Genomic DNA, 20936 nt, shown 5'->3' on the forward strand with positions numbered 1-20936 from the left:
CTTGCGCGCCGGTCCGCGCCCGGACGGGGCGCGGTCGGAGACGGACCGCCCTCGCGATAGGTTGTGCTGTCCTTCGACCCCCGCCCGACCGAGGTAGCACTGGTGCGTTCCACCCCCGCCACGCGTTGCGACCCCTTGGCCCCCTCGGTACGTGAGGCCCGGGAGGTCGTGGGGATGTACGGCGACCCGGACACCACGTGGGGCCTCTGTCTCGAGGCGCGACTCACCCGGCCGCAGCATGCGGGCGAGGTGGCCGAGCGGGTGGCGAGGCTGTGTGCGCGTCGGCCCCACCTCGGGGTCGCGCCCGTCATCACCCGGCATCCCGACTCGGAGTGGGCCGACGCTCGGCGCGACGTCGCTGCCGCGCCCTACGGGCCGACGTCTCCACTGCTGCGCCTCGCCCTGACCGACGACGGCATGGGGATGTTGATCGGCGCCCACCACGGCGCCGTGGACGGCTTGGGCCTGCTCGCCGTGGCGGGTGCGGCGCTGGGACGCGAGCTGCGCAGCAGCGCGCGCGGCATCGGCGAGCGCGCCGCGCCGCACGGCTTCATCGGCTCCAGCGTGCGGCGGCTGGGGGAGGCCCTGGTCGCTCCGCCCGCACGATTCGTGGGTAGCGGTGGAGCGGGTCCCGAGCCGGAGGACCTCAGCGCCGTGACGCGGCCCCGGGTCGGGCGCGGCACGGCCGACCTCGCCGCGGCGGTCCTCGCCCTGCACGCCGACCTGCCCACGGGCTCGCGGCGTCGCCCGGTGCTCGTGATCGGCGCGTCGCGCCGGCCCAGTGGGGTCCCCCAGCCGGACCGGCAGACCGCCTATCTCCGGCTGCGCGTGCGCCCTGGCCGGGAGGGAGCGGACCGGTCCATGCTGGCGCGCACCATCGCGGACCTCCGGCCGGAGCCGGACTTTCCCGAGACCTCCGCGGGGGGAGCCGCGCCGCTGGTCGTCCGCCTGCTCAAGAACCGCCTGGGCGCGACGGCCATGCTCAGCAACCTGGGCGGCGTCGAGGGTGAGGACCTGGCATCCGTGGCGATGTACCCCGCCCTCAGCGGACCGCGCTCGGTGGCGGTGGGTCTGGTCTCGACCGGGAGCGCGACGACCCTGACCCTGCGGACCCGCCGGGAGGAGTTCGACGCCGGGGAGCACGCCCGGCTGATCGCCGGGCTGGCCGACCGGTTCTTCGGCTGACCTCCGGCCCCCAGTACGGCCCAGTGCGGCTCAGTACGGGTCGTACGGCGAGTCGTGCCCGACCAGACGAGCCAGGGGGCGCAGGCGCAGGCGCAGCAGCACCTTGATGCCGACGTTGCGCAGCCACCACGGCAGCTCGCCTACGACCCGCAGCCGGTCCGTGAGCCTAGGACGGCTCGTACGGAACAGCGCCATCGACCCTTCGCGCCGGACGTAGGTGAGGTCGCGGGCGAACAGCACCCGGGCCAGGATGCCCAGGGTCACGCCGATGGACGAGTAGGCGTCGTGCACGAGGATCGCGGCGTCCGGTGGCAGGAAGGCTCGCCAGCGCAGGTCGTCGCTGAAGGTCCAGAAGTCGTGCTTGCCATCGATGTAGAGCAGCTCGAAGCCCTCGGTCCACCCCGGCCGGGCCTGGGTGGAGTAGTCCTCCACGTGCCGGACCGAGTGCTGCACGCCGGCCTCGGCGAGGTGGGAGAGGAACTTGGCCTTGGTCGGCGCGCCGCCGAAGAGGCGACCGTCCACGAACGGGTCGATGGCGATGACGGTGCCGCCGGTGGTGCTGGCCACCTGGCCCAGCACCACCGTGGACCGGCCCTGGTGGCTGCCGATCTCCAGCATGGTCGCGCCCGGCGCGAGGGCCCGCGCCTCGTCGTACAGCAGCCGGGCCTGGGCTCGGGTGAGCCACCCGGGGATCCGGTCGGCGACCGCCCACGCGCTGGCGAAGGACTCATCGTCCACGGTCGTGGTCATCGGCTGCCCGCCGTCGCGGACCGGGCCGGAGAGTCCGTGCTGGGGCGGTGCGTGGGTCCGCACGTGAGACGACACCTTAGGATCACACGCGGCAGGTTACCGGTCGGTCAACGTCGCCGACGGCACGGAGGGGAGTCCACCATCGAACTCGCGCGCTCGCACGGGCTGAGGCTCGACGGACTTCGCGGACGCGGACTCGTCTGGTGGGCCGTGCCCCTGACCTGGCTGTGGTTCCTCGCGATGTCCTTTCTGCAGCGCGTGGGGGCGACGACCTTCGACACCAAGTTCGACCTGACCGCCGACCCCGAGCGGTTCCTGACGCGCAGCCTCTCGCTGTGGAACCAGAACTCCTCGTTCGGTGAGCTGCAGAACCAGGCCTACGGCTACCTGTTCCCGCAGGGCACCTTCTTCCTCGTCGGGGACTGGCTCGGCGTGCCCGACTGGACCGTGCAACGGCTCTGGAGCGGCCTGCTGCTCATCGTGGCCTTCGAGGGCTGCCGCCGACTGTTCCGCGCGCTCCGTCCGGAGGCCTCGCCCTGGGCCGCGTGGTTCGGAGGCGTCGCGTACGCCGTGGCGCCGCGTCTGCTGGGGCTGGCCGGCGTGCTCAGCGCGGAGGTGCTGCCGACCGCGGTGCTGCCGTGGGTCGTGCTCCCCATCGTGCTGGCCCAGCAGGGCCGGATCGGGCCGCGTGCGGGTGCCCTGTGGTCCGGGGCTGCCGTGCTGCTCCTCGGCGGCGTCAACGCCGTCGAGAACCTGGCGGCCCTGCCGCTGCCGCTGTTCGTCGTCCTCGCCACGGTGCGCCGCCCCGGAGGGGCCCTCCTGGCTCGCTGGTGGGTCGGCGCCGTCGTCCTCGCGAGCGCCTGGTGGATGCTGCCGCTGATGGTGCTCGGCCGTTACAGCCCGCCGTTCCTGGACTACATCGAGACCTCGATCGCCGTCGTTCGTCCGCTGGGCTGGACGAACGTCACCCGCGGCGCCGACCACTGGCTGTCGTTCTTCTACGTCGGCGGCCAGCCCTGGTGGCCCGGCTCCTATGCCTTGGCCACCGAGCCGGCGCTGATCGTGGTGACCGCGCTGGTCGCGGCCCTCGGGATGCTCGGGCTGACGCGGCGCGGGATGCCGCTGCGCACCCCGCTGCTCGCCAGCCTGCTGCTGGGGGCCGTGTGCCTGACCATCTCCCGCGAGGGCGCCCTGGCCTCGCCGCTCCACGCGCAGTTCCAGTACCTGCTGGACGGCCCCTTCTCCATGCTCCGCAACGTGCACAAGGTCGATCCGCTGCTGCGGCTGCCGCTGGCGCTGGGGCTCGCGCACGCGACCACCTGGCTCCTCCCCGCGGCCGGTCGCCGGCTGGCGGCGGCACGCACCCTCACGGCGTCGGGCCTGGTCGTGCTGCTGCTCGTCGCGGCCCACCCGCTGTGGAACGGCGACCTGCGCAAGCCCGGCTGGACCGAGGTGCCGGACGCGTGGCAGCAGGCGACCGACTACCTCGCCGACGTCGACGGCACGGGCTCCGCCCTGGTGCTGCCGGGAGTCGGGTTCGGCCAGCAGTGGTGGGGCTGGACCATCGACGAGCCGATGCAGGGACTCGCGACCACCCCGTGGGCGGCGCGGAGCCAGGTCCCGCTGACCCCGGGCGGCACCATCCGCTTCCTCGACGCGATCCAGGAGCGGATCGCCGATGGTCAGGGCTCGCCGGTGCTCGCCGACGTGCTGGCGCGCGCCGGGATCGAGTACGTCGTGGTGCGCCGAGACCTGGACCTGTACTCCAGTGACGCGCCCGACCCGGCCCGGGTCGACCTGGCCCTGAGCCGCAGCCCCGGCCTGACCGAGGTCGGCTCCTTCGGTGAGTCTCCGACCCAGGACCAGGCGATGGTCTCGGTGCTGCGCGTGGACCGTGCGGTGTCGCGCGTGGAGGCCGTCGCGGTCTCCGACGTCGAGACGTTGGCCGGCGGTCCCGAGGACGTGATCAGCGCCGTCGAGGCCGGTGTGCTGGACCCTCGCACCCCCGTCGTGGTGAGGGGGGAGAGGAACTGGGACGCCCGAGTCCCCGACGTCGTGGCCGACGGCTACCGCAAGCGCGAGCGCGCGTTCGGCCGGCTCGAGGACGCGGTGGGCCAGATCATGACGCGGGGCGAGGAGTACCGGACCGCTCGGACCGACCACGACTACCCGGGCCCCGAGGCCAGCCAGCGTGTCTACGCGGAGTACGAGGGGCTGGCCTCCGTCGTGGCGTCCTCCTCGGGCGGCTACTCCGACAACTTCGGCGCCGTGCGCCCGGAGCTCGGGCCCTATGCCGCCGTCGACGGACTCGATGAGACCTTCTGGCAGTCATCGCCGTTGACCGACCCGGAGGAGCAGTGGATCGAGGTCCGCTTCGAGGAGCCGGTGTCCTACCCGAGCGTCAGGCTCTCCGTGGGCGTCGACGGCATCACCGGGCTGCCCGTGCGCGAGGTCAAGGTGACCGCGGGCAAGCAGGAGGTCACGCGGCAGGTCGATCCCGACGTCGGGCTCGTGGAGATCCCGCTGCGCGGTGCCTTCGACTCGTTGCGGGTGGAGGTGGCCGGGGCCGCCGGCACCGAGGGGGTCGTCGCGATCCGCGACATCTCCTTCCCCGGACTGGACGTCCAGCGACGTCTGGTGGTGCCCGAGGCCGGGGCCGGCGCCGAGACCACCTTCGTGCTGCGCTCGCGGGCGCATCGCCGGGGCTGCATCGACGCCGGCCTGGGCACGAACTGCGGGCTGCTCACCAGCCCCCGGCCCTCGGAGGAGGAGTCCGGGATGGTCCGTCAGATCACCGTCGACGAAGGCGGTTCCTGGGACTTCGAGGGCTCCGTAGTCGCACGGGCCACCCCGGCCGCGCAGCGGCTCATGGAGCCGATCATGGGTCAGGCCCGGGTGCGAGCCTCCTCGACCTACCTGGAGGAGCCCGGCGCCGGGCCGCAGCTGGCCTTCGACGCCAATCCGGCCACCTTCTGGGCTGCCGCCGCTCGCGACCCGCGGCCCACGCTGCGCCTGCGCTGGGGCCCGAGGCGCACGGTGGACTCCCTCACCGTCAGCGAGCCTCGAGGAACGGCGGTCGCGCCGACCGGGGGCTGGGTCTCCAGCCCCGGGGAGCCGCGGCAGCGGCTGCGCTTCGACGCCGCGGGGCGGGCGGAGTTCGCGCCGATCACCTCTCGGCACCTGCGGATCACCTTCGACCCCTTGCCCGCGGAGATGGACAGCCCGGTGGGCGTCTCCGAGCTCAGCATCGACGGCCTCGACTCCCTGCGCTACTGGATGGACCGGGACCTGCCCACCGGCTCGATCTGCGGCATCGGGCCGGAGCTGGAGGTCGACGGCCGCATCTACCCCACGCGGGTCACCGGCACGCTCGGACAGGTGATCGACGGGACCGCCATGCCGCTTGAGTCCTGTGAGGGACCACTCCGCCTGGCACCCGGGACCCACGAGGTGCGGATCAGCGCCACGGAGCAGTTCGCCCCCACCCAGCTCACGCTGCGTCCCGCCGAGGGCAGGTCGCCCGAGGCGCCGGAGCGCCGCGACGTGGCGATCGAGTCGTGGGAGTCGAACGAGCGCAGCGTCGAGGTCGGACCCGGCCCCGAGTCTCTCCTCCTGGTCCCGGAGAACGTCAACGACGGATGGGTGGCCGAGCTCGACGGTCGCGAGCTCGAGACGGTGCGCGTCGACGGGTGGAAGCAGGGCTACCTGGTGCCGGAGGGCGAGGGCGGCCGCGTGACCCTGACGTTCGCCCCCAACACCTGGTACCAGGCTGCGCTGGCGCTGGGTGGGCTGCTAGCGCTGCTCGTGGTGGCCGGGGCGGTGCTGGCGACGCGTCGCGAGCGGGCCCGCGTGGTGCTGGCGCTCGACCCGGTCGACGACCCGTGGGGGTGGTCGCGATGGTGGCGCGCCCTCGGCGTCGTGGTCGCTGTGCTCGTGGGCGGTCCGGCCCTGGGCCTCGGCTTCCTGATCGGCGTGGCGGGCGCCCGCCGGCTGGTCGACCCCCCGGCGCTGGGGGCCCTGCTCGTCGCCGCAGGCGGCGTCGCGGCAGGAGTGGTCGCCATCTCCGGGCCCGGACTGCCTCCCACGGTGTGCGATGCCCTCGCCGGCGTCGGTCTGGGGCTGGTCGCCTCCGCGCTCGCGATCGGTGCCGCGAGCCGTGCGGGCCTGCCCTCCGACGGCGTCGCCGACGGTGCCACGGAGAGGGAGGCCCTCCATGGCTGAGAGCAGCTCGATCTGGCGCACCTGGGCCGGACCGTGGCGCTCCGCCGCCGGAGCGGTCGCCCTGGTTCTGATCGCGGGACAGGCGGTCTGGCGCGGTGTCCTGCTGGGCCGAGGGTTCTTCACCCAGGACGACTACCTCATGCTGCGCCTCGGCGCGGAGCCGCTGAGCTGGGGGATGCTGACGCAGGACTACTCGGGGCACTTCTTCCCCGGCGGCTTCCTCTTCGCCTGGGCGCACGCCCACCACGCGCCGCTCGACTGGGGCGTCGTCGTCGTGGAGATCCTGCTCATGCAGGCGGTGGCCGCGGTGCTCCTGTGGATGGTCCTGTGCCGGATGCTCCCGGGATCGTGGGCGCGGGTCCCACTCCTGGCCGTCGGCCTGGCCTGCCCGCTCGCCCTCTGGCCGACCCAGTGGTGGGCGGTCGCGATCCAGTTCCTGCCCATCAGCATCTGCCTGCTGCTGGCGGTGTGGGCGCTGTTGGTGCACCTGCAGGAGGGGCGCCGCTGGGCGCTGCCGGCGGTGCTCGCCGCCACCGCCGCGGGGCTGCTGTTCCAGGAGCGGGCCGCGCTGTTCCCCGTGGTCCTGGGCCTCATCGCCTGCGCCTTCTCTCCCGTGTCCGGGCCGCGGGCGATCGTGGCGGCGCTGAGGTCGCGGCTGCTGACCCTGTGGGCCCCGTTGGCGGTGCTGCTCGGGGGCTACCTCGTGCTGCACCGCGCGACCGCGCCGATCGAGGCGACCTCCGCGGGCTCGACCGGCGGCGGGCTCGAACTCGTGGGCAACTTCGTGTTCCGCAACGCCGTCCCGGGCTTCGTCGGCGGCCCCTGGACCCCGACGGTGCTGGGGGACAGCCTGCTGATGCCGCCGACGTACGCGGTGGTCCTCGCCTGGCTGGTGGTGGGCTCGGCGGTGGTGTGGACCGTGGTCCGCGCCCGGCCCGCTCTCTGGGGCTGGCTGCTGCTGGCGGTCTATGCGCTCATCGACGTGGGACTGCTCTTCGCCGGGCGCTCCATGATGGGCGGGCTCTTCGGACTGATCCCGCGCTATGCCGCCGACATGGTGCCGGTGCTGCCCGTCGCCCTCGCGCTGGTGGTCCGCGCAGTGCTGGCCGCACCCGCTTCGGTCCCGCGTGCCCGTCGCCTCCGGGTGCCCCGGCCGCCGGGGGCGGTCGTGGCCGTCGGGCTCACGCTCGCCTACGTCGCCTCCGCGGCCGTCACGACCGCCGCGGTCGCCTCCTACTCCTACAACGACGAGGACCGGCGCTACGTCGAGACGCTGCGTGCGGAGCTGCGCGACCAGCCAGACGCGGTGATCTTCGACGGCAGGGCGCCGGACGGAGTCATGATCGGGTGGTTCGCCGACGACGCCCGGGTGTCCACCATGGTCGGCATCGCCCCGGAGAGCCCGGTGTTCGACCTGCCGAGCCACCGGATGCGGATGGTCGGCTCCGACGGTCGCCTGCGACCGATCGACCTGGTGGCGTCGGCCAGGTCGGAGCCGACCGACGACGAGGCATGCGGCTACCCCATCACCCGGGACGGCGGTGTGATCCCCTTGGCGGAGCCGATGTCCGGGGAGCGCATGGTCGCCCGCATCAGCTACTACACCGCCGCCAAGGGGATGCTGCGGGTCGCGGCGTCCGGCGACGAGCAGGCTGTCCCGTTGCGCGGTGGTCTCAACGTCGTGGACCTGGTGGTCCGCGGAGACGTCGACGCCCTGGAGATGTCGCTGCTGGACGAGGACGCGGGCGACGAGGTCGGGACGGTGTGCGTGGTGGCCGTGGAGGTGGGCTACCCCGTACCGCGGGACTGAGACGCGGGCGGTGACCGGTCGGTGCGGGCTCGGGGGCCGCCGGCCGGTCAGTCCGTCTGGTCGTGGCGCCGCACGTCGCGCAGCGCCAGGGTGGCGAGGACGATCACCAGTGCCGCGTCGACGACGGCGACCGACACCGCCAGGCCGGTGATGTCCGTCGCGAACACGCCGGCTGTCACGATCGTCGCGACCCCGGCCCAGATCAGGTACGTCGACCGGTGGCTCTCCCGCCCCAGGGCCGAGTAGACCAGCAGCTGGAGCGTTGCCAGCATGATGCCGAGGAGCGCGAAGAGCCACAGTCGCGACTCCACCTCGGCGTACTCGCTGCCTCCCACGAAGACCAGGGCGAGCGGGCTCAGCAGGTAGGCGCCGAGGGTACAGACGGCGCCCGTGCCGGCGAGGACGGCGAGCCCGCCCCTGAGAGCGGAGCGACGAGACGCGTGGGCCGACATCGAGGGGAACAGGACGACGATGACGAACTGTGGGAGGAACAGCACGGCCTTGGTGACGATCAGGCCGCCGGCGTAGAGGCCGGCGGCGTGCTCGTCCAGGGTGCGGCGCGCGATGAGGACGTCGACGTTGGTCAGGACGAGGAAGGCCAGAAGCGCGACCGAGCTCGAGGCCAGCTCGGCCAGCACCCGGCGGGCCGGCTCGGCAGGCAGGCCGGGAGCGGTCGGCCCGGAGTCGGCCCGAGGCCGGCGCAGCGCCCACCAGCCGACGGCTGCCGGAGCCGCCAGCCCCAGGAGCACCGCGAGCATGGCCGCCGTGGTCGTGGGGCTCACCGCGAGGAACACGCAGCCCAGGAGGAGACGGGGAACGCCCATCGCCATGTAGAGCAGACCCAGGGCACGCCAGCGGCGCTCTCCTTGGAGCACCCCGGCCTGTCCGCCCATGACCGTGAGGGGGCCGGCCGAGAGGCCGATCAGGATGGCGGGCCACATGCTGTCCAGCCGGAGCAGGTGGACGACGGCCGGGCTCGCCGCGAGGGCGGCCAGGCTCACCACGAGCGCGACCCGGTAGGAGAGCCGCAGGATCGAGCGCTCGACCGACTTCGCGTGCTGGGCGTCCGCGGCGATGCGACGCGCCGCCGTGGCCTGGAGCCCGAGCTGCGGCACCGACAGGACCAGCAGGAAGGCCATCAGGCTGGCCACGGCGCCGTACTCGACCGGACCGAGCAGCCGCGCCGAGACCATCTGGAACCCGTAGGTGGTCACGTTCATGACGAGCATCGCCACGGCGATGCCGGCACTGCCGCGCAGGCCGGCGCCCCTGGTGGCTGTGGGCATGCTCACCGGAGGACCTTAGGCCATGTGGCTCCGCGCCGCGGCCGCCGGTGCGGGCGCCGGCCGCCGCGCGTGGTTGGATCGCGCCGTGGCCGGAGACCAGCGACGTGGAGGACGAGCGGTCCAGGCGGCGCCGGCCCTGTGGTCGCTGCTGCTCGCGGTGCTGATGCTCGGCCCGGCCCTGGGCAGGGGCTTCGTGCTCAGCTACGACATGGTCTGGGTGCCGGACCTCGCCCTGCGTGCGGACTTCCTCGGCATCGCGAGCGGGCTGCCCCGCGCGGTCCCGAGCGACGCCGTGGTGGCGATCCTGGACGAGGTGGTGCCTGGCGAGCTGCTGCAGAAGCTGGTGCTGATGGGCGCCCTCGTCGGGGCCGGGATCGGTGCCGCGCGGCTGGTCGGCGAGGTGCCGCTGCCCGCCCGGCTCATGGCGGTCTCGGTCTACCAGTGGAACCCGCTGGTGGTGGAGCGGCTGCTGATCGGCCACTGGCCGGTGCTCCTGGGCTACGCCGCGCTGCCGTGGGTGATCCTCGGCGCGCGTCGGTGGCGTGAGACCAGCAGTCTTCCCCCCGGCTTGTGCCTGCTCATGCCCGTCGCCTCACTGAGCGCGAGCGCCGGAGTGGCCACCGCCCTCGTGCTCGTCCTCTGTGCGGCCACCCGCCGGCCGGCGCACCTGCTCCGGGTCGCCGCGCTCGCCGCCGCGGCGAACGCGCCGTGGCTCGTGGCGGGGCTCCTGCACGCCGCAAGCGCCACCACCGCCGGGGCCGGCGCACGGGCGTTCGCCCTCGCCGACGAGGGGAGCCTTCCGGGACCGGTCGCCGCCCTCACGCTGGGGGGGATCTGGAACTCCGAGGTGGTGCCGGACGCCAGGGCCGGGCTGCTGGGCTGGGTCGCCACCGTGCTCCTGGTCCTGCTCGCTGCGGCCGGCGCACGACGCTGGTGGCGGGGCGCCGATCGGCGCGACGCCGTCGCCCTGCTGGTGATGTGGGGCGTCGGCTTCACCCTGGCCGTGGCGACGTGGGTGGCGCCGGAGTCGGCCGGCTGGCTCTTCAGCACCGTGCCCGGTGCGGGCCTCTTCCGTGACGGTGCCCGGGTCCTGGTGCTCTGTGCCCCGCTCCTCGCGATCCTGGTCGCGCACGGCACCGAGCCCGCCCTCCGGCTGGTGGCACCCGAGGCGGGGTCGCGCCTCGTCTTCGCGCCGGTGCTGGTCGCCCTTCCCGTCCTGGTGCTTCCCGGGGCGCTGTGGGGCGCGGGCGGCAGCCTGGGGGCGGTGGCCTACCCCGAGTCGTACGTCGCGGCCCGCGGCGTCCTCGACCGCGAGGGCCCGAGCGCCGGTGACCTGGTGAGCCTGCCGCTGTCGAGCTATCGCCAGCCGGCCTGGAACGACGACCGCAAGGTGCTGGACCCCCTGTGGCGTTATCTGCCCTACGACTATGTCGCCAGCGACGAGCTGGTCGTCGGCGGGACGACGCTGCCGGGGGAGGACCCGCGGGTCGCCGAGGTCGCCGAGGCCCTCGCGCTCGGCACTCCCGAGGCCAGGGCGAGCGCTCTGGCGGCGGCGGGGATCGGCGTCGTGGTCGTCGACACCACGGCGGTCGGCACCGCCCCGGACGTGGCCGGGAGGGTCCTCCTCGACGGTGACCTGCGGGTGGTGGCCCTCGAGGACCCCGCCCGACCGGAGCGCCACACCTCGTGGACCATCGCGATGGTGGCCGCGTGGGCGGGGTTCCTGGGCTGCCTGGCCACGGCCGTGCTGCAGGCGGCTCGCGCACGACGCCGCGACCGGATCGAGCGCTAACCCGACGTTGGCGCTCGGCGCTGCTACGGTGTACTCCCTACCAGGAGGGCAACACGTGCTTACCAACAGCTTGGTCACTCTGATCGCGACGATGGTCGTGGGCGGCGCCGTGGGCGCGGCCGCGATCGTGGGCCTTGTCAGCAGCCAGACGGCCGCACCCGACAAGTCTCCCGCGAGCGTCGAGAAGCCCGTCATCCAGTACGGCGAGTAGCCCCCTTCTGGACGCTCAGGTCCCCTCGTCGGGGTCCTGAGCGTCGATGCGTCGTCCCTCGCAGGCCGCCAGGACCACGACGGCGAACGACTCCTGGGCATGCTCCCAGGTGTAGGAGTGGCTCATCATCAGCGCGCCCGCGCCCAGCCGGTCCCGGAGCTCCTGGTCACAGAGCAGGCGGCGAACGGCCGCGGTGAACTCGTCCTGGTCGGCCACCAGGAGTCCGGTCATCCCGTCGCGGACCGACTCCCGGGTCCCGCCGGCGGAGGCGTAGGCGACGGTGGGCGTGGCGTGCATCGCCGCCTCGCCGATCACCAGTCCCCACCCCTCCTTGATGGAGGGCAGGGCCAGCAGCCACGCCCGGGCGTAGATCTCGTGCTTGGTCAGCTCGTCCACGTGGCCGTGGAAGGTGACGATGTCCGAGGCGTCCTTCTCGACGGCGTAGGCCCGCAGGTTGGCCTCCCACCACCCGGACCCCACCGCCTGGAGGCGGATGCCCGGGAAGTCGTGGCGCAGGGCGACGACGGCGTCGATCGCGTGCTCGACCTGCTTGTGTGGGACGAGCCTGCCCACGACGGCGATCGTCGGGTAGGGCGCCTTGGTCTCGTCGACCCGCACGACACGGTCGGTCCCGTTGTGGACGATGGCGATGCGGTCGAGGTCGACCCCGAGCTCCCGCAGCTCGCCCCGGGTCGCGTGCGACACCGCCACGTACTGGGAGTGCCGGTAGAGCCACGGCGCGAAGCTGCGCTCGATCCACCAGCCCAGCCGCGCCAGTGCGGGTCCGAACAGGACGCCCCACTGCTCGCGATGGACATGGTGCACCAGCACGACCACCGGAGCGCGGGTGACGAGGCGCGAGAAGAACGGGAGCCCGTTCTGGACGTCGACGACGACGTCCACGTGACCGAGCCGGCCCAGGGCCAGCGCCAGCATGCCGCGCAGGTAGACGGTGAGCTTGGAGCCCCGTCGCACGTACTTGACCCCGTCCACGGTCTCGTCGGGCGGGGCGGCTGCATGGGCGGCGCAGAGGATCGTCACGCGGCAGCCCAGCTCGGCCAGGCCGCCGGCGACCTTCTCGAGGTAGCGCTCGGCCCCACCGCCCTCGGGGTTGCGGGTGTCGCGCCAGCTGAGGAAGACGACGTGCTTGCCTGCGAGGTCATGGAGCCGGTGCATCCGCGACACGCTAGGGCACCCGCTAGTGTGCCGCGCGTGAAGGGCATACCTCGGCGCGCCAGGTCCAGGTCGAGGAGCCGGGCCACGCTCGCGAGGTCGGTCGCGCTGCTGCGGGCGTTCCGCTACGAGCAGCCGGACCCGCCTCGCTTCTACACCGCGCTGGCCCGTGACTCGGTGGAGCAGCTGGGGGAGTACGCCGATCTCGACGGCGCGCTCCTGCTCGACGTGGGTGGTGGGCCCGGCTACTTCCGGGACGCGTTCACCGCCGCCGGAGCGCACTACCTCGCGCTCGACGCCGACGTGGGAGAGCTGTCCGGGCTCGGCGAGCTGCCGCCGGGCACCCTGCTGGGCAGCGGGATGGCCCTGCCGTTTCGCGACGGCAGCGTCGATGTCTGCTACTCCTCCAACGTCCTGGAGCACGTGAGCGACCCGTGGCTGATGGCGCAGGAGATGCTGCGGGTCACTCGACCCGGTGGCACGGTGTTCCTCAGCTACACGGTGTGGTTCGGTCCCTGGGGCGGTCACGAGACCGCTCCCTGGCACTTCCTCGGTGGCCATCGAGCACGCGCGAGGTATCGGCGCACCCATGGCCACGAGCCCAAGAACCGCTACGGCGAGTCGCTGTTCAAGGTCACGGTCGGTCAGGCGCTGCGCTGGGCCCGGAGCCAGGACCAGGCCGACGTGGTCGAGATCCTGCCCCGCTACAACCCGGCGTGGTCGTGGTGGCTGCTGCGGGTGCCTCTCGTGCGCGAGGTGGCCACCTGGAATCTCGCCGTCGTCCTGCGCAAGCGCTAGACCACCCACCGGCATGCCGGTGCGACACCCCGGCGTGGGGTGCGCTACCGTGCACCGGATTTCATTGTGACGTTCATGACGTGAGGAGACAGGTGCGCACCGTAGTTGCTCGAGTGCTGATCGCGCTCGGAGGTTTCTTGCTGGTGGCGGGCCTGGTGGCCCTCGTCTGGGCGCCGGGGGTCGTCAAGAAGACCCCCCTCGACGTGGACTCGGTGACTCACCTGTCCGGCGTCGGCGGGAAGGTCGACCTCGCCAGCGGCGAGATCGACTCGGGCCCGGTGCGGGCGTCGAGCATCACCAAGGCCGACACCGACGCCTCCGACGACGACACGGCCGTGTTCGTGAACCACTCGTGCCTGATGAAGGACGAAGGGGAGGTCCCCGACTGCCTCGACGGCGACGACGAGCGGCTCCTGAGCGCCTCCACCAGCCTGTTCGCCACGGACCGCGAGACCGCGCTGTCGGTCGACAACGGCGATTACCTCCCCGAGGACGCCGAGCAGCCCGAGGGGCTGCAGAACAAGTGGCCCTTCGACGCCGAGAAGAAGGACTACCCCTACTGGGACGGCGTTGCCGGCAAGGCCGTCGACGCGGTCTACGACCGGACCGCGGAGGTGCACGGGCTCGAGACGTACGTCTACCACGTGGTCGTGGACGAGGCACCGATCGAGGTGGCCGAGGGCGTCGAGGGTACGTACAGCAGTGACAAGGAGATCTACATCGACCCGGTCACCGGTGCCATCATCCACCAGACCGACAATCAGCAGCGCTACATCGACGGAGGCCCGCAGGCCCTGGAGCTCGAGCTCGCCTTCACCGAGGAGCAGCAGAAGACCAACGTCGACGACGCCAAGAGCAACCAGCGGACGCTGAGCCTGGTGACCGTCTGGGTGCCGATCGTGGGCATCTTCGGCGGGCTGCTGGCGCTGCTCGTCGGTGCGCTGCTCCTGCGGACCGGGCGCCGCACCGAGACCGCCTAGCAGCACCTGGCCGGGCCGCTCTTTCGCGGCAAGCCCGGTTGAGCGAACGAGAACCTCCGAGCGGGAGGTGGCCTCCGGCCACCCCGGCCCGGAGGTTCTCGCGTGCTACGCCCCTCCAGGCAGCGCCACCGGCTGCGGCTCGGAGCCGGTCAGCCGTAGATGGCGAGGACGATCATCGCCGCCCAGATCACCGCGAAGGACTGCAGGACCCGGTCCGAGAGGGCGATCTCCTCGGGCTCGCCTGCCACTCCCGCGTCGACGTCGACGGCGTAGCGGAGGACGGCCAGCACGAACGGGGCCATCGAGAGCTCGGTCCACGGGATCGGTCCGGGGACGGAGATCTCGAAGGCCCAGAGGCTGTAGGACATGATCAGGAGCGCCGCGGACGTGGACCACACGAAGCGGAGATAGGTCGCGGAGTACCTGCTGAGCGACGGCCGGGTCACCGAGCCCTCCTCGACCTCCAGGTGCAGCTCGGCGTACCTCTTGCCCGCGGCCATGTACAGCGACCCGAACGACGCGATCAGCAGGAACCACTGCGAGAGGTCGATCCCGCAGGCGACCCCACCGGCCACGGCCCGCAGCAGGAACCCGAGGGCGATGACGGCGATGTCGATCACCGGCTCGTCCTTCAGCACGAGGGAGTAGGCGACGTTGACCAGGCAGTAGGAAGCCACCACCACCGCCAGCTGCCACGACAGCGCCAAGGAGAGGCCGGTCGCCACGATCATGAGGAGGACGGCCACCCCCACCGCGATCCGTGGCGCGAGCCGGCCGGCCGCGATCGGGCGCAGCCGCTTCGTCGGGTGTGCCCGGTCCTCGACCACGTCGAGCACGTCGTTGACGAGGTAGACCGCCGAGGCCGCGAACGTGAACAGGACCACGGTGAGCAGCGTGCGCACCACCGAGTCGATGTTGTCCAGCTCGCCGGCGAACGCGGGGGCCGCGAGAACGACCAGGTTCTTGGTCCACTGCCGAGGGCGGACCGCCTGGGCGAGCGCGGGGCCGGCTGCGGGGAGCGAGGTCACGCGCGGACTATCCCACACGCCCCTGCCGCGCGTCGGGCGGCCCGACCCGCCCCACCCGATCAAACTGAAACACGTTCCAATTGGGTGTGACCTGCATTACTATGCGGCGACTGCATGTCCTTGGGAGGGGAACGCTGTGCGCAAATTTCTTGCCCCGATTCTGCTCGGTCTCGGTTGTCTGCTCCTGGTGGTGGGGCTCATGTGCCTCGCGTGGGCGCCAGGCCAAGTGAAGAAGCTGCCACTGGACGTGGTCAGCGTGACCAACCTCAGCGGCACCGTCTCGAAGCAGGGTGCGCCGGAGAGCCCCGTCAAGGTGGAGAGCATCACCAAGGTGGACTCGAGCGCCTCGGACGACGAGACCGCGGCCTGGGTGAACACCTCGTGCGTGGTGATCGACCGAGACGATCCTCCGAGCTGTGTCGACGGTGACGACGAGCGCCTGGTCAGCGCCAGCACCGACGTGTTCGCCTCCGATCGGGTCACCGCGCTGGCCGTCTCGGACTTCGAGGGTCTGCCGGAGGCCACCGAGCACGAGGGGCTGATCAACAAGTGGCCCTTCGGCGCCGAGAAGAAGGACTACGAGTACTGGGACGGGACCGCCGGGGCGGCCTTCCCGGCCGTCTACGACCGCACCGAGGACGTCGAGGGGGTCGAGTGCTACGTCTACCAGGTGGACATCAGCGACGAGGAGATCGAGGTCGCCGAGGGCGTGCCGGGCACCTACGACCAGGCGGTCGAGATCTGGGTCGAGCCGACCACCGGTGCGATCCTGCAGCAGACGCAGGACCAGCAGCGCTTCCTCGAGGACGGCACCCAGGTGCTGGATCTGAAGATCGCGTTCACCGAGGACCAGGTGAAGGAGAGCTCCTCGGACGCCAAGGACAACGTGGCCCGGCTGAACCTCATCACCAAGACGGTGCCGATCGTCGGGCTCAGTGCCGGCGCGATCCTGATCCTCGCCGGGATCCTGTTGCTCCTGGGCGCCCGCCGCGGCCGGGGCGCCTCGGCGCACACGCGGTCGGCGTGACGGCAGGCTAACCGTCGGCGCGGGCCGTCAGGTCCGCGCCGATGATCGCCGTCCCGGGCGTGAGCCGGCCGCGGACCGCGGACCAGCCGCCCCACAGGCGGTCGTGGCCCTCGGGCCACTCCGGCTCGAGCAGGGTCGTGATCGAGAAGCCGCGCCCGGCCAGGAGCGCCACCCAGTCGCCGAGCGTGCGGTGGTGCTCGACGTAGGCCACCTCGCCGGTGGCCTCGTCGACCTCGACGTACGGCGTGCGGTCCCAGTAGGACTGGCTCGCGACGAGGCCGGCCTCGGTCGGGTCGTCGGGGAACATCCACCGCGTCGGGTGGGTGATCGAGAACGCGAAGCGCCCGCCCGGTCGCAGGACCCGTGCCGTCTCGGCGACGGCGAGGTCGATCTCGCTGACGAACTGCAGCGCGCCGAACGAGCAGAACACCACGTCGAACGAGGCGTCGCGAAACGGCAGGGACGTGGCCGTGCCCAGCACCGAGGGCACCGCGATGCCCGTCTGCTCGTCGAGGCGCCGCGAGTGCTGGAGCTGGCGGTGGGAGAGGTCGAGGCCGAAGGAGCGTCCGCCCTGGCAGCGGACCCAGCGCGAGCACTGGCCGGCACCGGAGCCCACCTCGAGCACGTCCTTGCCGGAGACGTCGCCGAGGACTCTCGCCTGCTCCTCGGTGAGGCCCTCGGGGCCCCAGACGAAGCCGGCGTCGCCGAGGAACTCGCCGTGCGTCGCTTGGTACTCGTCGGCATAGCGGTCCCAGTCGGGGCCGTTGGCCGCCCGGGACTCCGCCTCGCCGACGGGCCGGCGCTCCACGCGCACCAGAGGGTGCGGCCAGTGTTCCTGCACGCCCTCACGCTATCCCCTCGGCCCCTGCGACCATGGCCGGGTGGACTCGCCTCGCTGACACCGCTGGAAGGGGGCTGGTCGGGGGAGACCTTCCTGGCCGAGGCTGCGGGGGAGCGCCAGGTCGTGCGGGTCTACGCCCGCCCGCGCCCCGGTCGCGAGCACGCCCACGAGGTGGACGCCTCCCTGCTCCGCCTGGTGCGTGGTCTGCTCCCGGTCGCCGACGTCCTCGAGGCGCGCCGCGCCGATCCCGCCTCGGGGATGCCGGCGCTGCTCGTCACCAGCATGCTGCCGGGTGAGCGGGGCGACCTGGTCCTGCCGCGCCTGGACGACGAGGGCCTGGCGCGGCTCGGGCGGGCGGTGGGCGAGGTGGTGGCGACGCTGGGCGGCATCGCGATGCTGCGCCCGGGCGCCTTCGTCGACGGCGACCTCACCCTGGGTGACCTGGGGGCGCCCGACGGGCTCCCCGAGTGGGTCGCCGCCCACGAGGACGCGCTGGCGCACTGGCCCCAGCGGGAGCTGCAGGGGCTGCGGGAGGTGGCCCTCGATGCCCAGGCGCTGTTGGACACGGTCGCCCGCACCTGCCTCGTGCACGGCGACCTCAACCCCAAGAACCTGCTCGTCGATCCTGGGTCGCTCGCCGTGACGGGGGTGGTGGATTGGGAGTACGCCCACGCGGGCCATCCGTTCACCGACCTGGGCAACGTGCTCCGGTTCGACCGGCAGCCGGCGTACGTCGAGGCCGTGCTGGGCGTCTACACCGACCGGCTCGGAGCTGCGCCGCACGCCGCGCTCGCGCTGGCGCGGGCGGCCGACCTCTGGGCCCTCGTCGATCTCGCGGGACGGCGCGCGGAGAACCCCGTCGCCGCGCGAGCCGAGCGCCTGCTGCGCGCCGTCGCCCGGAGCGGGGACCTGCACGCCGAGGCCGGCGGGCGCGAGGAGTGAAGCAGGTGCAGGTGCTCGAGCGGGCCGGCCTGGTGCTCACGCGCAAGGTCGGTCGGCAGCGGCTCTGCTACCTCAACCCCGTGCCGTTGCTCGACCTGGCCCGGCAGTGGACCACGGACTTCTCGGCCGGCTGGGCGCACCAGCTCATCGGCCTACGCGACCAGACCGAAACCATCGAGAGGAACCCCACCATGACCGACTCCAGCGCAAGCGCACCCGACTTCGTCCAGCAGGTCGTGATCCACGCCCCCGTCCAGCGGGTGTGGGACGCGATCACGACCGCCGACGCCCACCAGTGGTACTTCGGCTCCCGGCTGTCCACCACCGAGCAGGGCGCCGACTACACCATGGACGACACCGACGGCCGCACCCACATCCGCGGCACCAACCTCGAGGTGGACCCGCCCCGGCTGCTCGTCCAGACCTTCGACGCCCGCTGGGACGAGGGGGTCAGCGCGGACGAGCCCAGCCACCTGACCTGGAGGCTGGAGGAGCGCGGTCCACTGACCTTCGTGATCGTCGAGCACCGCGGCGTCGCCGGCACCGAGACCGGACGCCAGTCCGTCGGCGGCTGGCCCTACCTGCTCAGCAACCTCAAGACCTACGTCGAGACCGGCTCCCCGCTTCCGGTCGGCCTGGCCGGCTGAGGCGGACTCCGTCGCACGAGGCCCCGCGGCGCTCAGCCGCGCGGGCGCGGGTGGCGCGGGGTGGACCGGGCGTCGCTCGGGTCGGCCCCTGCCCTCACCTCGGTGCCGTCGCGCACCCCACCGCGATCGGTGTCCCAGTGGGTCGGGTCGGAGCGGTGCCGCTGGAAGCGGGCGTTGGCCGAGCCCGTGACCTCCTGCCGGTCGCGCAGCCCGTCGCCGTCGGTGTCCTTGCGCAGCGGGTTGGTCCGCACGGTCCGGATCACGTAGGTCTGGCCCTTCGGGACGCGGACCCGCTGGCGCACGGCGATGCCGCGCACCTCGCGGCGGTCGGCGAGGCCGTCGCCGTCGGTGTCCTTGCGCAGTGGGTCGGTCCGCACCCTCCCGATCGTCGAGGAGCGCTGCGGGCCCGTCCGCACCCGTTGGCGGACCACCACGCCACGCACCTCGGCGCCGTCACTCAGACCGTCGCCGTCGGTGTCGCCCTGGGTGGGGTCGGTGGCCCGCCGGCCGTGGGCGCGGTTGGCCTCGCCGCTGGTCTCCTCGCCGTCGCCGAGCCCGTCGTCGTCGGTGTCGGGGTCGCGCGGGTCGGTCGCGACGTTGCCGAAGCCGTCGTTGCTGACGCCGCTGGTCTCCTGGGAGTCGGTCAGCCCGTCACCGTCGGCGTCGATCGGCGCGCCCGGGTCCCGCGCGTCGGCGGGGTCGGTGCCGTCCTCCACCTCCTCGCCGTCGCCGGCCAGGTCGCCGTCGGTGTCGGCGGAGTTGGGGTCGCTCGGCACGCCGGGGTTGGCGTGGTTCCGCGAGCCGGTCACCTCCTCGAGGTCGGTCAGGCCGTCTCCGTCGCTGTCTCGCTGCTCGGGGTCGGTGGGCTCGTTGCCGAACGCGTCGTTGGCCGAGCCCGTCGTCTCCTCGGTGTCGCTCAGGCCGTCACCATCGGTGTCGGCGTCACCGGCCACGGTGCCGCAGGAGACCCCTCCGGCCGGAGCGGTGGCGTGCGCCGTCATCGGGAACAGGTCGACCTCGGCCACGTCCACGACGCCGTTGAGGGTGACCTTCACGTGCAGCAGGGAGACCCGTGCGGTCACACCGAGGCCGTCGGCGCTCGTGGTGACGGTGGGCTCGGCCAGGCTCAGCTCGAGCAGCACCCCGGCGCCCGCCGGCACCGACGCGGGGGTGCCCGGCACGAGCGGCTCCCCGGCGACCTCCACCACCGGGGTGGAGTACGTCGCCCTGGTGCCGGCCACGGTCCCGTCGGCGCGCGCCGTCAGGACCGGCGCGGAGGTCACCTCGACGAGCTCGCCACCGGCCAGCTCCAGCGAGACCGTGCTGCCGGTGACGCTGCTGACCACGTCGCGCCCGTCGTCCGGCCGCCCGTTGGGCTCCAGCACCGTGGACTGTGAGACCGACGCGGTGCCGGGCAGGCCGAGGAGCCGGCCCACGCCGGGGACCTCCAGGGCGCTGACATCGGCGGTGGAGACACTCGACCGGCTCACCGGCGTCGAGCCCGGCAGACAGCTCCCGTCGGCCCTGAACCTGGCATGCGCGGACGTCGTGGACGCCCCGAGGTCGAGCAGGTCCGGCACCTCCCCGTCCGCGACGTCGTCGGTGTCGGGGGCGGCGTTGTCCGGCGCCGCCGACTGCGCGGAGTCGGCGAGCAGGTCGAGGGGGATCGTCGACAGCAGGGCGCCGTCGAGGTTGCGCGCGGCCGCCTCGGCGCGGGGGTGGGTCGCGTCGAGCGACCCCTCCGCCCTGCCGACCGCGACGTCGGCCACCGCCGTGCCGAGCGCCGGGACCTCGAGCGCCGTGACGTGCAGGATCTCGCCGGTCGCGGTCGAGGTCGCCCCGGAGGGCACGGTCCGGGCGGCGGCCTGGGCCGGCGCCGGGACGACGAGCAGTGAGTAGAGGGCGAGTGTCGACAGACCGAGTGTCGCCCCGAGGGGACGGATGCATCTCATGCGCTTCTCTCCTGAGCTCAGGTGGAGCGGGCGCGCCTGCCGCGGACACGCAGGGGCGGGAGCACGACCCGAGGACGGGGGCGCGGCCACCTGTGGTGCGGTCGGGGGACAGGAGGGAGCGTCAGTGCGATGACTGCGCCTTACCATGCCCCGCTTACCCCATGCCCCCCGCCCCTAATCACCCCAGATCACAAAGCTTGGGAGAGGCCGGTTGGACTCGCGTGCGCGAGCGAGCGTAAACTCGCGAGTTGCGCCTGTTGTCTGCCTGGGTTCCATACGGAGCGGACTCTCGC

Annotated in this window: 16 protein-coding genes; 10 read left to right on the forward strand and 6 right to left on the reverse strand. The window is 73.0% G+C overall.

What is annotated here, in order from left to right:
• Positions 1-102 precede the first annotated feature (102 nt).
• Positions 103-1185 (forward strand): hypothetical protein, encoded by a 1083-nt coding sequence (locus LQ940_RS08595; protein ID WP_231244113.1) that lies wholly within the window; start codon positions 103-105, stop codon positions 1183-1185.
• Between the two features lie 30 nt (positions 1186-1215).
• Here LQ940_RS08595 and LQ940_RS08600 read toward each other — a convergent pair whose 3' ends face one another.
• Entirely contained in the window at positions 1216-1998 is a 783-nt protein-coding gene (locus tag LQ940_RS08600; protein ID WP_231244114.1) for a class I SAM-dependent methyltransferase, read from the reverse strand.
• A gap of 147 nt (positions 1999-2145) precedes the next feature.
• Between LQ940_RS08600 and LQ940_RS08605 the strand changes: the two genes are divergently transcribed.
• Together LQ940_RS08605 and LQ940_RS08610 are read left to right on the forward strand one after the other, a co-directional pair.
• Positions 2146-6156, forward strand: coding sequence for an alpha-(1->3)-arabinofuranosyltransferase domain-containing protein (locus tag LQ940_RS08605; RefSeq protein ID WP_231244115.1), 4011 nt, complete (start codon positions 2146-2148; stop codon positions 6154-6156).
• Positions 6149-7966, forward strand: coding sequence for a hypothetical protein (locus tag LQ940_RS08610; RefSeq protein ID WP_231244116.1), 1818 nt, complete (start codon positions 6149-6151; stop codon positions 7964-7966). Before LQ940_RS08605 ends, LQ940_RS08610 begins: the two co-directional genes overlap by 8 nt.
• Before the next feature lie 47 nt (positions 7967-8013).
• On the opposite strand, the gene LQ940_RS08615 is transcribed toward LQ940_RS08610, so the two are convergent.
• Entirely contained in the window at positions 8014-9252 is a 1239-nt protein-coding gene (locus tag LQ940_RS08615) for a lipopolysaccharide biosynthesis protein (protein WP_231244133.1), read from the reverse strand.
• A gap of 22 nt (positions 9253-9274) precedes the next feature.
• On the opposite strand from LQ940_RS08615, the gene LQ940_RS08620 reads away from it, so the two are divergent.
• Both LQ940_RS08620 and LQ940_RS08625 read left to right on the forward strand, forming a co-directional pair.
• Positions 9275-11044: a hypothetical protein gene (locus tag LQ940_RS08620; protein WP_231244117.1), complete on the forward strand. Its 1770-nt coding sequence runs from the start codon at positions 9275-9277 to the stop codon at positions 11042-11044.
• A 55-nt stretch (positions 11045-11099) separates the two neighbouring features.
• Positions 11100-11255: a hypothetical protein gene (locus LQ940_RS08625; RefSeq protein WP_231244118.1), complete on the forward strand. Its 156-nt coding sequence runs from the start codon at positions 11100-11102 to the stop codon at positions 11253-11255.
• Between the two features lie 15 nt (positions 11256-11270).
• Here the strand turns inward: LQ940_RS08625 and LQ940_RS08630 are convergent, their stop codons facing one another.
• A complete protein-coding gene (locus LQ940_RS08630) occupies positions 11271-12431 on the reverse strand; it encodes a glycosyltransferase family 4 protein (RefSeq protein WP_231244119.1) in 1161 nt (386 codons plus the stop codon).
• 36 nt (positions 12432-12467) lie between these two features.
• On the opposite strand from LQ940_RS08630, the gene LQ940_RS08635 reads away from it, so the two are divergent.
• Together LQ940_RS08635 and LQ940_RS08640 are read left to right on the forward strand one after the other, a co-directional pair.
• On the forward strand, positions 12468-13226 hold the full coding sequence (locus LQ940_RS08635; RefSeq protein ID WP_231244120.1) for a class I SAM-dependent methyltransferase: 759 nt from the start codon (positions 12468-12470) through the stop codon (positions 13224-13226).
• Between the two features lie 113 nt (positions 13227-13339).
• Entirely contained in the window at positions 13340-14206 is an 867-nt protein-coding gene (locus tag LQ940_RS08640; protein ID WP_269217247.1) for a DUF3068 domain-containing protein, read from the forward strand.
• Between the two features lie 149 nt (positions 14207-14355).
• Here LQ940_RS08640 and LQ940_RS08645 read toward each other — a convergent pair whose 3' ends face one another.
• Positions 14356-15234 carry a decaprenyl-phosphate phosphoribosyltransferase gene (locus tag LQ940_RS08645; protein ID WP_231244122.1) on the reverse strand — a complete coding sequence of 293 codons (879 nt, stop codon included), beginning with the start codon at positions 15232-15234 and terminating at the stop codon, positions 14356-14358.
• Here LQ940_RS08645 and LQ940_RS08650 point away from each other — a divergent pair.
• Positions 15119-16261 (forward strand): DUF3068 domain-containing protein, encoded by a 1143-nt coding sequence (locus LQ940_RS08650; RefSeq protein WP_269217248.1) that lies wholly within the window; start codon positions 15119-15121, stop codon positions 16259-16261. The two genes, LQ940_RS08645 and LQ940_RS08650, sit on opposite strands and share 116 nt — an antisense overlap.
• A 7-nt stretch (positions 16262-16268) precedes the next feature.
• On the opposite strand, the gene LQ940_RS08655 is transcribed toward LQ940_RS08650, so the two are convergent.
• On the reverse strand, positions 16269-17102 hold the full coding sequence (locus LQ940_RS08655; protein ID WP_231244123.1) for a class I SAM-dependent methyltransferase: 834 nt from the start codon (positions 17100-17102) through the stop codon (positions 16269-16271).
• Between LQ940_RS08655 and LQ940_RS08660 the strand changes: the two genes are divergently transcribed.
• Together LQ940_RS08660 and LQ940_RS08665 are read left to right on the forward strand one after the other, a co-directional pair.
• A complete protein-coding gene (locus tag LQ940_RS08660) occupies positions 17091-18044 on the forward strand; it encodes a phosphotransferase family protein (RefSeq protein ID WP_231244124.1) in 954 nt (317 codons plus the stop codon). The genes LQ940_RS08655 and LQ940_RS08660 overlap by 12 nt on opposite strands.
• Entirely contained in the window at positions 18041-18691 is a 651-nt protein-coding gene (locus LQ940_RS08665) for an SRPBCC domain-containing protein (protein WP_231244125.1), read from the forward strand. The genes LQ940_RS08660 and LQ940_RS08665 overlap by 4 nt, the downstream gene beginning before the upstream one ends.
• Positions 18692-18723: 32 nt before the next feature.
• Here the strand turns inward: LQ940_RS08665 and LQ940_RS08670 are convergent, their stop codons facing one another.
• On the reverse strand, positions 18724-20643 hold the full coding sequence (locus tag LQ940_RS08670) for a binary toxin-like calcium binding domain-containing protein (RefSeq protein ID WP_231244126.1): 1920 nt from the start codon (positions 20641-20643) through the stop codon (positions 18724-18726).
• Positions 20644-20936: the final 293 nt, after the last annotated feature.

Source organism: Nocardioides sp. cx-173 (assembly GCF_021117365.1).
Classification (GTDB): domain Bacteria; phylum Actinomycetota; class Actinomycetes; order Propionibacteriales; family Nocardioidaceae; genus Nocardioides.

Bases quoted from the DNA above. Each gene is read 5' to 3' on its own strand.
- LQ940_RS08610 (WP_231244116.1), top strand. From the start codon at position 6,149: ATGGCTGAGAGCAGCTCGATCTGGCGCACCTGGGCCGGACCGTGGCGC.
- LQ940_RS08615 (WP_231244133.1), bottom strand. From the start codon at position 9,252: ATGCCCACAGCCACCAGGGGCGCCGGCCTGCGCGGCAGTGCCGGCATC.
- LQ940_RS08620 (WP_231244117.1), top strand. From the start codon at position 9,275: ATGTGGCTCCGCGCCGCGGCCGCCGGTGCGGGCGCCGGCCGCCGCGCG.
- LQ940_RS08630 (WP_231244119.1), bottom strand. From the start codon at position 12,431: ATGCACCGGCTCCATGACCTCGCAGGCAAGCACGTCGTCTTCCTCAGC.
- LQ940_RS08650 (WP_269217248.1), top strand. From the start codon at position 15,119: ATGTTGTCCAGCTCGCCGGCGAACGCGGGGGCCGCGAGAACGACCAGG.
- LQ940_RS08670 (WP_231244126.1), bottom strand. From the start codon at position 20,643: ATGAGATGCATCCGTCCCCTCGGGGCGACACTCGGTCTGTCGACACTC.